The sequence below is a fragment of the Micromonospora sp. DT4 genome (assembly GCF_049841675.1).
Classification (GTDB): domain Bacteria; phylum Actinomycetota; class Actinomycetes; order Mycobacteriales; family Micromonosporaceae; genus Micromonospora.
In genome coordinates this window covers 37,327-49,523 of the sequence record NZ_JBNCKT010000004.1, presented here as the reverse complement: position 1 = coordinate 49,523, position 12,197 = coordinate 37,327, and the positions used below count along the sequence as shown (strand labels likewise).

Below are 12,197 nucleotides of genomic sequence, written 5' to 3'. Positions count from 1 at the left end.
GTCCGCCACATCTTCGATCAGCGACCAGAGGGGGACAGGTCAATGGTGTACGTCAAGCTGGAGAGTGACTGGACCGACGGCAACGGCGTCGATCACTCGGCGGGCGAGTCGGTGGACGTCGACGCCGCCACGCTCGCCACGTTGCAGGCCGAGGGCATCGTCAGCGAGCAGTCCCACGGCGCGGGCGGCGACAGCAAGGGCCCGAACAAGTGGGCCGGCCCGGGTAGCCCCGGAGTCTGAACCAGGCGTCGATGACACGACGCAACGGCCGGGTGCCCACGGGCGACCCGGCCGTTGCGGTTCTGCTGGTCCGCGCGGCGCGCGGGGGAGCGACCGACGGTCGCGTCAGCTCAGCGGTCGTTCATGCCGGCGCGGCGGCGCAGCGCGGCCACGTCGGTGACGACGATCCGCCGGCCCTCGGTCCGCAGCCAGCCACGGCTGGCGAAGGAACCGATGGCCTGGTTGACGCTCTGTCGGGAACCGCCGGCCATCTCCGCCAGCTGGCTCTGGTTGAGCTCGATCGTGATCATCGGGGCCTGGCTCTCGCCGGCCAGCCGGACCAGCGTCTTGGCGACCCGGCCCGGCAGGTCGAGGAAGACGTGGTCGGCGTTCTGCTCGGTGAGTCGGCGGATCAGCCCGCCCAGAGACCGCATCACCACGTCGAGGATGCGTGGGTTGGAGTGCACCAGCTCCATGAACGCGCCCCGGGAGAGCGCCAGCGCCGCACAGTCCTCGATGGCCTCGGCCGACGCGGACCGCGTGGAGGCGTCCAGCAGGGAGACCTCGCCGAGCACGTCCGGCGGACGGACCACCGACAGCACCGCCCGTTCGCCGGTCGGCGCGGTGCGGAACACGGCGACCGCGCCGCGGCGCAGCACGATCAACGACTCGCCCGGGTCGTTCTCGACGAAGAGCAACTGACCCTTGCGGTAGGTGCGCGGAACGGCGGCCGCGATGACGCGCTGGCGCACCTCGGGCTCCAGTCCGGCGAACATCTCGACACCTGTGAGCGCGTCACCCGGCTCCGGCAGGCGCATCTCCACGGCCCAACCCCTCCCCGGTCATGGACCACACAATCGCTCACCGGGTGAACCTGATGGCCCTGACAAGGTGAACTGACACCGGTTCGGCATCCGGTAGCGGTACACATCAGATCATGACGGTCCGGTCGCTTGCTGTACACCCCTCGAAGCACTTCCGTGACCGTCGCGAGCTGCGGCGTACCCCCTGCGCCCCTGGCGGTGCGGAGTCGGCGGCCGGGTTCGACGCCGGCCCACGGCGGGCCGGCCGAGCTCGCACCCGGCCCCGCCGGGCGTCGGCGGACGGCGGTGGGTGAGGATGTCCGGAATGGTCTACCGCTACTTCTACGACTGCGAGTTCATCGAGGACGGCCGGATCGTCGACCTCGTCTCGATCGGTGTCGTCGACGAGTACGGCCGCGAGTTCTACGCGGTCTCCACCGAGTTCGACGACTCCCGTGCCGTGCCCTGGGTACGGCGTAACGTGCTGGACCGGCTGCCGTCACCGGCGGACCGGGCCTGGCGCTCGCGGGAGCGCATCCGCGACGACCTGTACGACTTCCTCATGGAGCCGGTCCGGGACCGGCCGGGTGAGCAGTTGGAGCTGTGGGCCTGGTACGCGGCGTACGACCACGTGGTCCTCGCCCAGCTCTGGGGGGCGATGCCGGCGTTGCCCCGGGAGATCCCCCGGTTCACCAAGGATTTGCGGCAGCTCTGGGACGACCGGGGACGGCCGGCCCTGCCGGACGCGGACGCGGCCCGGCACGACGCCCTGGTCGACGCCCGGCACAACCTGGCCCGCTGGCGGGCGATGACGACACGCTGAGCGATCGTCATACGTCTGTAGGTTTGACCGGTTCTGTCCTGGGCAACGGTTCGACAGCCGAGCCGAGGGAGGCCGCCATGAGCAACGATGCGACCAGCGTCGCCGACGCCCGGGCGCGGGTCACCGAGCTGATCCGCGCCGCACGGATCTGCATGCTCACCACGATCTCGCTGGACGGGCGGCAGGTGAGCCGGCCGATGGGGCTCCAGGAGGCCGAGTTCGACGGCGACCTGTGGTTCTTCGCCTACGCCGACTCGGCCAAACTGCGCCAGATCCGGGTGAATCCGGAGGTCAACGTCGCCTTCTCGGACCAGAAGCACAACGCCTGGGTGTCGGTCTCGGGCACCGCCAGTGAAAGTTCCGACACCGAACGCGCCAAGCGACTGTGGAACCCGCTGCTCAAGACCTGGTTCCCGGAAGGGCTGGACACGCCCGGCCTGACCCTGATCAAGGTGCACGCCAGCTCCGCCGAGTGCTGGGACTCGCCGAGCAGCACCGTGGTCAACCTGCTCGGCTTCGCGAAGGCCGCCGTCACGGGCCGCCCGCCGTCGGCCGGCGAGAACCACGAGGTGACCTACTGAGCCGTCGCCCCCCGGGGCGCTGTCGTCGCGTGGGCAGGTGCGACTACAGTGCGCAGTGACGGCCCGCCCCGGGCCGGCAACGGCGCCGATGGTCTGACCTGACACATATCCTGGGGCAAATCGGGCTTCACCTGATGCTCCAGGAGGATGAGCGGATCATGCGTATCGGCGTGCTCACCGGCGGCGGCGACTGCCCGGGTCTCAACGCGGTCATCCGGGCGGTGGTCCGCAAGGGCGTCGCCACCTACGGTCACGAGTTCGTGGGCTTCCGGGACGGTTGGAAGGGCCCGCTGGAGGGTCTGTCCCGGCCCCTCGGCATCGCCGACGTGCGCGGCATCCTGCCCCGCGGCGGCACCATCCTCGGCTCGTCCCGCACCAACCCGTTCAAGATTGAGAACGGCGTCGAGCGGATCAAGGACAACCTCGCCGAGCAGGGCGTGGACGCGCTGATCGCGATCGGCGGCGAGGACACCCTCGGCGTGGCCACCAAGCTGCACGAGCTGGGCGTGAACGTCGTCGGCGTGCCGAAGACGATCGACAATGACCTCGGCGCCACCGACTACACCTTCGGCTTCGACACCGCGGTCAACATCGCGATGGAGGCCATCGACCGCCTGCACACGACCGCGGAGAGCCACCACCGCACCCTGGTCGTCGAGGTCATGGGCCGGCACGCCGGCTGGATCGCCCTGCACGCCGGCCTGGCCGGCGGCGCCAACGTGATCCTGCTGCCCGAGCGGCAGTTCGACGTCGAGCAGGTGGCCGGCTACGTCGAGAAGCGCTTCCAGCACCAGTACGCCCCCATCGTCGTGGTCGCCGAGGGCGCCCAGCCGCTCGACGGCCAGATGGTGCTGCACAACCAGGAGCTGGACTCGTTCGGCCACGTCCGCCTCGGCGGAATCGGCCAGTGGCTCGCCGAGCAGCTGGAGGCCAAGACCGGCAAGGAGGCCCGCACCGTGGTGCTGGGTCACATCCAGCGCGGCGGCACGCCGACCGCCTTCGACCGGGTCCTCGCCACCCGGCTGGGTCTGCAGGCCATCGACGCGGTCCACGACGGCGACTGGGGCAAGATGGTCGCGATGCAGAGCACCGACATCGTCCGGGTGCCCCTCGCCGAGGCCACCCGTGAGCTGAAGACCGTGCCGCTGGAGCGGTACGAAGAGGCCGAGGTCTTCTTCGGTAGCTGATCGACGGTAGGCGGCGCGGCGGGCACGCAGGCCCGCCGTGCCGCGACCCGACCTCAAGGGGGGTACGGCCCAGATGTCAGCCGGGGTGCACACGGTCGCGGTGATCGGCGCGGGCAAGATCGGCGAGCTGATGCTCTCCGGTCTGCTGCGCTCCGGATGGCCGGTGGAGAGGCTGCTCGCCACCGCCCGCCGTCCCGCCCGCGCGCAGGAGTTGACCGCCCGCTACGGCGTCCGGGTGGTCGACAACCTGGCCGCCGTCGACGAGGCCGCGGTGCTCGCCGTCTCGGTCAAGCCCCAGGACGCCGCCGCGCTGCTGGACGAGATCGGTCCCAAGGTGCCCGCCGACAAGCTGGTCATCTCGCTCTGCGCCGGGCTGCCCACCAGCTTCTTCAACCGCCGACTGCCCGAGGGCACGCCGGTGGTCCGGGTCATGACCAACACGCCGGCGCTGGTCGACGAGGCGATGACGGCCATCTCCGCCGGCGCGTACGCCACCGGGGCGCACCTGAGCCTGGCCGAGGAGATGTTCAAGCCTCTCGGCCAGACCATCCGGGTGCCCGAGTCGCAGCAGGACGCGGTCACCGCGCTCTCCGGCTCCGGCCCGGCCTACTTCTACCTGCTGGTGGAAGCCATGATCGACGCCGGGATCCTGCTCGGGCTGCCCCGCCAGGTGGCGCACGAGCTGATCGTGCAGACCGCCATCGGGTCCGCCGTGATGCTGCGCGACTCCGGCGAGCACCCGGTCAAGCTGCGCGAGGCGGTCACCTCGCCGGCCGGCACCACCATCTCCGCGGTCCGTGAGCTGGAGAAGCACGGCGTCCGCGCGGCGCTGCTCGCCGCGCTGGAGGCAGCCCGGGACCGCGCCCGCGAACTGGCCGCCCAGGCCGACTGACCGCGCCGCGTGGGGTCCCCGCGGCGCGGTGGGTGCCGCATACTGGCGGCGTGTTCACACTCGCCCAGGCCCGGCACCTGGTGGCCACCCTGCAGCCGCGTGTCGACGAGCTGATCCGGATCCGCGCCGACCTGGCCGAGCTGCGCGTCGACCTGGCCGACCACGGCGTCAGCGCACTCGGCGGGATGGCCGAGGTCAAAGGGCTGGAGGCCCGGCTGCACGCCGTCGTGGACGAGCTGCACCAGCACGAGATCCAGGTCAAGGGCATCGCGCCGGTGCAGCTCGACTTTCCGGGCGAGCGCGATGGCCGTGCCGTGCTCTGGTGCTGGTTGGAGGGCGACTCCGACGTGCGCTGGTACCACCGCGCCGAGTGCGGCTTCGCCGGCCGCCGTCCGCTCTGACCCGGTCGGTCACCCGTCGACGACCGCGAACACCACCACGTTGTCCCGGTAGTGGCCGCGCCGCCGGTCGAAGTCGCCCCCGCAGGTGACGAGGCGCAACTCCGGCCCCGGCGTCGGGCCGTAGACCGTCGCCGTCGGGAAGGCGTCCTTGCGGGTGCGCAGCGACCCGGTCACCCGGAACGACAACCACCGGCCGCCGCGCCACACCTCGACCCGGTCGCCGGAACGCAGCTCGCCGAGCCGGGCGAAGACCGCCGGACCGCTCCGCGAGTCCACATGCCCGGCGAGCACCGCCGGACCGGTGTCGCCGGGCGCGGGCCCACCCCCGTACCAGCCGGCCATGTCGAAGTCGGCCGGCGGAACGAGCACGCCAGCGTCGTCCAGGCCCAGCACCGTGAGCGTCGAGTCGACGCCGATGCGCGGCACACGTACCCGGGTGGGTGGACCCTGTGGTCGCGGCGACGCGGCCACGGACGCGCAGGCGTCGGCGCAGCCTTGGTGCCAGCTCGCGGCCGGCGGCGGTGGGCCGGTGGTCGCGAGCCCGACCCCACTGCCGGCGGCCAGGCAGACCGCCGCGCCGGCCGTGGCCAGCGCGACCAGCGCGGCCAGCGCGGCCAGCGGTGCCCGACGGGCGCGGTGCCGTCGGATCGCGGCGTCGGGTCCGATGCTCACCAGGTGGTGCGCCGCTGCCGGCGCCACAGGAGCAGGCTCGCCGCCACGGCCGCCGCGGCCACACCGCCGGCCACCATGGGGTACGCCCCGAGCCCGTCCCCGGCGGTGCCACCAGCGCCGGTGTCCACCCCACCCGCCGGTACGACGGTGCCGCCCTCGGCATCCTGACGCAGCTCGGCGGTGAGCCCGCCCTGCCTGCCGTCGAGCACCAGCAGCGAGTAGACCGCGCCGCCGGTGAGCCGTACCTCGGCGTCGGTGCTCGGACCGCCCGCGCCGGTCAGCCGCAGTCGCCAGGTGCCCGGCTCCACCTGCTGGTAGTCGGTGGTGGTGGCGAACTGCACGCCGTCGGCGATCGTCGGGCCGTCGGCGGCGGCCACGTCGAGGACGGGCGTCCGCACCGACGCCTGCACGACGCGCACCTTGGCCCGGCCCTTCGAGGGAGCGCTCAGGTCGTCGGTGAGCACCCGCAACCCCAGGTCGGCGTGCCGGCCGACTCCCGCCACCGTGTACGCGCCGCCGCTGGTCACCGCGACCTCGGTGGTGAGCACCGGCGGCTCGCTGGCGGGCGTGCCGGCCTCGCGCATCGCCACCGCGTACCGGCCCGGGCGCAACTGGAGATAGTCGGAGACCACGCCGTAGCCGACGCCGGGGAAGACCCTCGGCTTCGCGGTGGCGGGGGCGGCGAGGTAGACGTCCACCGCCGGAGTGTCGGGGGAGAGATGGGCGAGTCGGACGTACCCGACGCTGTCCGCGCTGGCTGGTGCCGGGAGCGCGGCGGCGAGGGCGGTGCCGAGCAGGAGCACGCCGGTGCTGGCCAACAGCCGGCGGGACGCGGTACGGAGCGTGTGCATGTCGCCTCCGAGGCACGTTCGGTGAGCGGGCGGCAACCCACGGACAGAGTCCCGTGCGTGAGACTCCGACGCAAGTTGTACACGCCATATTTCTCTCCGTCGCGCTGTCGAATGCTGCCTGTGCCGAATGCGCGCCGTGCTGCGGACCGCAAGATCCTGCTAGCTCCAGGATGTGGTGGCCTCGGCGTCGGGAGGATGCCATCGGATCCATGATCGAGCGCGATCTTGCCGGTCAGCGAGGGATGGGTTTGATTCTGCGAGCGAGGCTGGTGCCGCTAGCGCACCGCCAGGAAGCCGAACAGGTCCGGAACGCCACCCGGACCCGCCTCCGCGAAGCGAACCGCTCGGAGGCCGGCGGACAGGGTCGCGTTGAGGAGATCGGCGAGCGGAACGTGCCACGCCCCGACCCGCGCCCGGACGCCGCTGGTGTTCCAACTGTCGAAGCTGCGGGCCCGATCCTCGTAGCGCTCGTCTACCACGAACGCACGGCCAACGGTTGACGGGGGCCGTCGCCCGCCTCGCGTTCGCCTATCCTCGGGCGATGCGGGATCGCCGGGTGGCGCTGGTGTGGGCGGCCTTCGTCGTCGTCGCGACGGTGTCCTGTGTGCTCGTGTTGACACGCGATAACCGGCTCTCCGACCTGCACATCTACTACGGCGCACTGTCCGATCTGCACGCCGGCCGCTACGCAGGGGTGCAATGACCGTCAAACACCCACAGCGAGGGGAGTCCGCTGTACGAGTACCGTGCCGCGAACGGTGGGCCGTTCACCTATCCACCGTTCGCCGCACTGGTGCTGGCCCCGATCACCGTGGTCGCTGAGGGCGTACTCCAGGCGATCTGGCTGGTCGCGACGTGCGCGGCGGTCGTCGCCATCGCCGGGATGGTCGGTGTCGCGCTGAGCGCCGATCGGTCCCGCCGCCCGCTGGTCGGCGCGGTGGCCGCTGGTCGGCGCGTCCGGCATCACCCAGCGGGTGGCCGGCATGGCGTTGCTCGCCGCCATGCTCCTCTCGCTGGGCGCGGTCCTTGGGCCGGTGTCGACGCGACCGGGCGTGCAGTTCCTGTTCGAGAACGCCCGCACCGTCGGGACGTGCCTGCTGTGCCTGGCCGGCTTCGGCGGTGCCACGGTCGCCGTCGCCCGGGGCGGCCGTCGCCCGTCCGCCCGACGGGCATGGCTGCGAGTGGGCATCACGAGCGCGGTGACCCTCGCCTTCTTCGCCGTGCAACCGCTGCCCGCCGGGGCGGACCCGACGTTCAAGGCGTACACCCTCGACGACGTGGTCGACCCGCGATACTTCTTCGTCTGCCGGGGGCCGGTCGAGTGCGCCGCGTACAACACCGCCGCGCCCGTCACGTTCGGCACGCGGGCGGAAAAGACCAAGGTGCGGGTCAATGGCGTTGTCTCCGCACGGGTGGCCCGGCTGGACTACCGGCCAGACCATCGCCAGTTACGACGACGAACTGGCGGCCGCTCTCCGGAGGGCCACCCGGTAGGCGGTCCTCCGGAGGGCGGCGGTGTTCAGCGGGTGGCGGCGACCAGGGCGGCGCGCAGCTTCTCGGCGTCACCCGGCGCCGGGTGCTCCCAGTCGGTCGGGGTGGCGGAGTAGAGCGTGCCGTACGCCGGGGTGTCCGGCTGGTAACGCCAGCCCTCGGCGAGCGGGCCGACGTCGACCGCGTCGTACCCGATCCTGTCGAGGAAGGCCGTGACCTCGGCCTTCGCGGCCGCGTCGTCACCGGCGATGGCGAGGGCGCTGCGGTCGGCGGCGCCGGAGGGGCGGGCCAGCGCGGCCAGGCCCTTGAAGTAGATGTTGTTGAAGACCTTGACCACCCGCGAGTCCGGCAGGTGCCGCTGGAGGAGTTCGCTGCTGGTGGTCTCGCCGGAATCCAGCTCCGGGAAGTTCCCGTCACGCTGCGGGTAGTAGTTGTTGGTGTCGATGACGACCTTGCCGGCCAGCGGTTCGACGGGCACCGCCCGGTACGCCTTGAGCGGCACGGTGACCACCACCAGATCGCCGACCTGCGCCGCGTCCTGAGACGTGCCGGCGCTGGCCTGCTCGCCCAACTCGTCGACCAGGTCGGTGAGCGTCTCCGGCCCGCGCGAGTTGCTCAGCACCACGTCGTAGCCGGCGGTCACCGCCAGCCGGGCCAAGGTGCCGCCGATGTTGCCGCTGCCGATCAGTCCCACAGTTGTCATGCTGCTTCCCAACTCCGTCCACCCACGACGCATTCCCGACCGACGCGGTGGGTTATTCCGGTTGCCGGACGCCCGTGGTGGCGCATCGTGCCGCCGCGCGCTGCCTCGCCGAGGGCCCCGAGCTTCGCCGCCGCGCGAACGCCGGGCCGCGCTTCGGGCCGGTCCTGCACAACGTACTGCGCCCGCGCGTCGCCCGACCGGCTTCCCCGGAACCCGCCACCCTCCGGTGACCCACCCCGACGCCGCCGGCCCACCCCGACCGCCTCCGGCTCCCCGGTGATCAAGAGGTTCGCGTCACCGATCGGCCGATTCCTGACGCGAACCTCTTGATCACCGGGCCGGGTCGCCGGCCGGGTCGCCCGGGCCGAGTTCACCCGGGCGGGGGTCACCCGGGCGGGGCCACCCGGGCGGGGGTCACCCCGGCGGGGCCACCCGGGCGGGGGTCACCCGGGTCGGGTTGTTAGGCGGGGAGGACCTTGTCGATGGCCGTGCGCAGGTCATCGGAGTCGGGCTCGACCGTCGGGGCGAAGCGGGCGGCGACCGTGCCGTCCGGCGCCACCAGGAACTTCTCGAAGTTCCAGCGGACGTCCCCGGTGTGCCCGTCGGCATCCGGCGTGGACACCAGCGCGGCGTAGAGCGGGTGCCGGTCGGGCCCGTTGACATCGACCTTCTCGGTCAGCGGAAAGGTCACCCCGTAGTTGACCTGGCAGAAGTCGCTGATCTCGGCGGCGCTACCGGGTTCCTGTCCGGCGAACTGGTTGCACGGCACGCCCAGCACCACGAGGCCGCGCTCGGCGTACGTGTCGGCGAGGGTCTGGAGGCCGGCGTACTGCGGAGTGAGGCCGCAGCGGGAGGCGACGTTGACGACCAGCAGCGCCTTGCCGCAGTGGCGGTCGAGGTCGGCGGGGCCGCCGTTGAGGGCGCCGATCGGGATGTCGAAGACGGTCATGGCCCGAGGCTACGCGCCAGGTCTCGCCCCGCCGGGACGGGGCGTGACGGGTGTATTCCGCACACCAGAGGAAATCGAAACATGGACATCTTGACGGAGTGATAACGGTGTGAGTACCGTCTCACCATCCATTTTGGAAAGTTTCCTAACAGTACGGGAGGCGTCTCATGAAAAGATCGCTCCGCCGGGCCCTCTGGGCCGGCGCCGTGGTCGCCGTGACCGTCGCGGCGGTGCCGATGACGACCGCGTTCGGCGCCGGCACGGTCACCACCACGTTCGCCAAGGTGCAGGACTGGGGGACCGGTCACGAGACGAAGGTGACCGTGACCAACGGCACCAGCGCCACGGTCGCCACCTGGCGCATCGAGTTCGACCTGCCGTCGGGCACCACCATCAGCAGCGCGTGGGACGCCGACGTCACCAGCAGCGGCAACCACTACGTCGCGGTCAAGAAGAGCTGGGCCGGCGGGCTCGCCCCCGGCGCCTCGTTCAGTTGGGGCTACAACGGCACCGGCGCGTACAAGGCGCCGCTGAACTGCACCGTCAACGGCGTGCCGTGCGGCGGCGGCACCCCGACGACCCCACCGACCACGACCGCGCCGCCCACCACGGCGCCTCCGACCACGGCGCCGCCCACCACCGCCCCGCCCACCACGGCGCCGCCGACCACGGCGCCGCCCACCACCGCCCCGCCCACCACGGCGCCGCCGACCACCACCCCGCCGCCCAACACCGGAGGCAAGAAGGTCGTCGGCTACTTCGCCGAGTGGGGCGTGTACGGGCGCAACTACCACGTCAAGAACATCCAGACCAGCGGCTCGGCCGCGAAGCTGACCCACATCCTGTACGCCTTCGGCAACACCACCGGCGGTCGCTGCACCATCGGCGACAGCTACGCCGACTACGACAAGGCGTACACGGCGGCAGAGAGCGTGGACGGCGTCGCCGACACCTGGGACCAGCCGCTGCGCGGTAGCTTCAACCAGCTGCGCAAGCTCAAGAAGCTCAACCCGCACCTCAAGGTGATCTGGTCGTTCGGTGGCTGGACCTGGTCCGGCGGCTTCACCCAGGCCGCCCAGAACGCGGCCGCGTTCGCCGAGAGCTGCTACAACCTGGTCGAGGACCCGCGCTGGGCGGACGTGTTCGACGGCATCGACGTCGACTGGGAGTACCCGAACGCCTGCGGTCTGAGCTGCGACACCAGCGGTCCCAACGCGTTCAAGAACGTGATCGGCGCACTGCGGTCGAAGTTCGGGTCCAGCGCCCTCGTCACCGCCGCGATCACCGCTGACGGCAGCAACGGCGGCAAGATCGACGCCACCGACTACGCCGGGGCCATCGGCAACCTCAACTGGCTCATGCCGATGACGTACGACTACTTCGGCGCCTTCAACGCCCAGGGCCCCACCGCGCCGCACTCGCCTCTGACGTCGTACACCGGTATCCCGCAGCAGGGCTTCAACTCCGACGCGGCGATCCAGAAGCTCAAGAGCAAGGGCGTCCCGGCCAACAAGCTGCTGCTCGGCATCGGCTTCTACGGTCGGGGCTGGACGGGCGTCACGCAGGCCGCCCCGGGTGGCAGCGCCACCGGCGCGGCGCCGGGCACCTACGAGGCGGGCATCGAGGACTACAAGGTCCTCAAGAACACCTGCCCGGCCACCGGCACGATCGCCGGCACCGCGTACGCCAAGTGCGGCAGCAACTGGTGGAGCTACGACACCCCGTCGACCATCAACGGCAAGATGACGTACGCGAACAACCAGGGCCTCGGCGGCGCCTTCTTCTGGGAGCTCTCCGGCGACACTAGCAATGGTGAGCTCATCGGCGCCATCAAGGGCGGTCTCGGCTGAGCCGAAGGCCGACGCACCACCCCACACGGCAGGGAGGGGCCCGCACCGCCCCTCCCTGCCCGGTGCCGTAGCGGCCCGGTCGACGCCCAGCGTCGGCCGGGCCGCAGGCCTTGGGCGGGTCGGGCCCGATGTGGCAGACTCGCGGTTCGGCAGGTCTCGATTTCCCTGGTCGACGGAGGTGGTCATGCGCCCGATCCACCGCGGGCTGGTGGTGGCTGCCGCCGCGTTCGTGCTGCTCCCGGCCTCCCTGGCCGGCTGCGGGCTCGGCCGCGACGATGCCGACGAGCAGATCGCCAAGCCCCAGCGGTCCCCCGCCGAGGAGGTCGCAGTCCAGCGGTCCCCCGTTGAGGAGGTCGCAGTCCAGCGGTCCCCCGCCGAGGAGGCCGCCGCCCGGTCCCGCGAGCGCGTGCAGGCGTACCTCGACGCGATGATCGCCAAGGACGTCGCCGCCGGCCGCAGTCAGCTCTGCGCCCTGCTGCACGACGGGTTCGACCCCGCCGCCACCGGCCCGAACGGCGACTTCGCCGACCACTTCCAGGTGCCCCAGGCGACCATCACCGACGTCCGGTCGGGCCAGCGCGGACAGGAGGTCAGCGTCTCGGTCTCGGTCACCGCCGGCCGGAGCAAGATCATCCGTCCGCTGCTGTTCACCGTCACGGGCGACGGCGGCGACTGGTGCATCGCCGGTGAGTCGCCGGGCGACAATCAGGCCGTCAGCCCCTCGCCGAAAGGGCTCGCCCCCTCACCCGCGTCCTGACCGGCATCGGTGGGATCG

16 protein-coding genes and 1 pseudogene are annotated in these 12,197 nt (G+C 71.8%); 11 read left to right on the top strand and 6 right to left on the bottom strand.

The genetic code is table 11. The features are described from left to right. The first annotated feature begins 42 nt into the window (after positions 1-42). Positions 43-240, top strand: coding sequence for a hypothetical protein (locus tag ACLQ24_RS02830; RefSeq protein ID WP_425888830.1), 198 nt, complete (start codon positions 43-45; stop codon positions 238-240). 110 nt (positions 241-350) lie between these two features. On the opposite strand, the gene ACLQ24_RS02825 is transcribed toward ACLQ24_RS02830, so the two are convergent. Continuing rightward, on the bottom strand, positions 351-1,043 hold the full coding sequence (locus tag ACLQ24_RS02825) for a Crp/Fnr family transcriptional regulator (RefSeq protein WP_425888829.1): 693 nt from the start codon (positions 1,041-1,043) through the stop codon (positions 351-353). A 304-nt stretch (positions 1,044-1,347) separates the two neighbouring features. Between ACLQ24_RS02825 and ACLQ24_RS02820 the strand changes: the two genes are divergently transcribed. The 5 genes from ACLQ24_RS02820 to ACLQ24_RS02800 all read left to right on the top strand — a co-directional run bounded on the left by ACLQ24_RS02820 (position 1,348) and on the right by ACLQ24_RS02800 (position 4,906). Beyond that, positions 1,348-1,845 (top strand): polyadenylate-specific 3'-exoribonuclease AS, encoded by a 498-nt coding sequence (locus ACLQ24_RS02820; RefSeq protein ID WP_425888891.1) that lies wholly within the window; start codon positions 1,348-1,350, stop codon positions 1,843-1,845. 77 nt (positions 1,846-1,922) lie between these two features. Then, positions 1,923-2,426, top strand: coding sequence for a pyridoxamine 5'-phosphate oxidase family protein (locus ACLQ24_RS02815; protein WP_425888828.1), 504 nt, complete (start codon positions 1,923-1,925; stop codon positions 2,424-2,426). A 158-nt stretch (positions 2,427-2,584) separates the two neighbouring features. After that, a complete protein-coding gene (locus ACLQ24_RS02810) occupies positions 2,585-3,613 on the top strand; it encodes a 6-phosphofructokinase (protein WP_425888890.1) in 1,029 nt (342 codons plus the stop codon). A gap of 73 nt (positions 3,614-3,686) precedes the next feature. Then, positions 3,687-4,505 carry a pyrroline-5-carboxylate reductase gene (gene proC / locus ACLQ24_RS02805; protein WP_425888889.1) on the top strand — a complete coding sequence of 273 codons (819 nt, stop codon included), beginning with the start codon at positions 3,687-3,689 and terminating at the stop codon, positions 4,503-4,505. Between the two features lie 50 nt (positions 4,506-4,555). After that, positions 4,556-4,906, top strand: a complete 351-nt coding sequence (locus tag ACLQ24_RS02800) for a DUF2203 domain-containing protein (RefSeq protein WP_425888827.1) — start codon at positions 4,556-4,558, stop codon at positions 4,904-4,906. A gap of 9 nt (positions 4,907-4,915) precedes the next feature. On the opposite strand, the gene ACLQ24_RS02795 is transcribed toward ACLQ24_RS02800, so the two are convergent. The 3 genes from ACLQ24_RS02795 to ACLQ24_RS02785 all read right to left on the bottom strand — a co-directional run bounded on the left by ACLQ24_RS02795 (position 4,916) and on the right by ACLQ24_RS02785 (position 6,908). Continuing rightward, entirely contained in the window at positions 4,916-5,578 is a 663-nt protein-coding gene (locus tag ACLQ24_RS02795; RefSeq protein ID WP_425888826.1) for a class F sortase, read from the bottom strand. Beyond that, the gene (locus ACLQ24_RS02790; RefSeq protein WP_425888825.1) at positions 5,575-6,429 is read right to left on the bottom strand and encodes a DUF4397 domain-containing protein; all 855 of its coding nucleotides are present in this window, start codon (positions 6,427-6,429) and stop codon (positions 5,575-5,577) included. Before ACLQ24_RS02790 ends, ACLQ24_RS02795 begins: the two co-directional genes overlap by 4 nt. Before the next feature lie 275 nt (positions 6,430-6,704). After that, a complete protein-coding gene (locus tag ACLQ24_RS02785; protein ID WP_425888824.1) occupies positions 6,705-6,908 on the bottom strand; it encodes a hypothetical protein in 204 nt (67 codons plus the stop codon). 62 nt (positions 6,909-6,970) lie between these two features. On the opposite strand from ACLQ24_RS02785, the gene ACLQ24_RS02780 reads away from it, so the two are divergent. The 3 genes and pseudogenes from ACLQ24_RS02780 to ACLQ24_RS02770 all read left to right on the top strand — a co-directional run bounded on the left by ACLQ24_RS02780 (position 6,971) and on the right by ACLQ24_RS02770 (position 8,036). Continuing rightward, entirely contained in the window at positions 6,971-7,132 is a 162-nt protein-coding gene (locus tag ACLQ24_RS02780) for a hypothetical protein (protein ID WP_425888823.1), read from the top strand. A gap of 30 nt (positions 7,133-7,162) precedes the next feature. Then, positions 7,163-7,339: pseudogene (locus tag ACLQ24_RS02775) on the top strand (glycosyltransferase 87 family protein); the annotation flags it as partial. A 73-nt stretch (positions 7,340-7,412) separates the two neighbouring features. Then, positions 7,413-8,036 carry a hypothetical protein gene (locus ACLQ24_RS02770; protein WP_425888822.1) on the top strand — a complete coding sequence of 208 codons (624 nt, stop codon included), beginning with the start codon at positions 7,413-7,415 and terminating at the stop codon, positions 8,034-8,036. Here the strand turns inward: ACLQ24_RS02770 and ACLQ24_RS02765 are convergent. Both ACLQ24_RS02765 and ACLQ24_RS02760 read right to left on the bottom strand, forming a co-directional pair. Further along, positions 7,949-8,623 carry an NADPH-dependent F420 reductase gene (locus ACLQ24_RS02765; protein ID WP_425888821.1) on the bottom strand — a complete coding sequence of 225 codons (675 nt, stop codon included), beginning with the start codon at positions 8,621-8,623 and terminating at the stop codon, positions 7,949-7,951. The genes ACLQ24_RS02770 and ACLQ24_RS02765 overlap by 88 nt on opposite strands. A 460-nt stretch (positions 8,624-9,083) precedes the next feature. Then, the gene (locus ACLQ24_RS02760) at positions 9,084-9,572 is read right to left on the bottom strand and encodes a glutathione peroxidase (RefSeq protein WP_425888820.1); all 489 of its coding nucleotides are present in this window, start codon (positions 9,570-9,572) and stop codon (positions 9,084-9,086) included. 167 nt (positions 9,573-9,739) lie between these two features. Between ACLQ24_RS02760 and ACLQ24_RS02755 the strand changes: the two genes are divergently transcribed. Both ACLQ24_RS02755 and ACLQ24_RS02750 read left to right on the top strand, forming a co-directional pair. After that, entirely contained in the window at positions 9,740-11,422 is a 1,683-nt protein-coding gene (locus tag ACLQ24_RS02755) for a glycosyl hydrolase family 18 protein (protein ID WP_425888819.1), read from the top strand. Positions 11,423-11,606: 184 nt separating this feature from the next. Further along, the gene (locus ACLQ24_RS02750; RefSeq protein WP_425888818.1) at positions 11,607-12,179 is read left to right on the top strand and encodes a hypothetical protein; all 573 of its coding nucleotides are present in this window, start codon (positions 11,607-11,609) and stop codon (positions 12,177-12,179) included. The last annotated feature ends 18 nt before the right edge of the window (positions 12,180-12,197 follow it).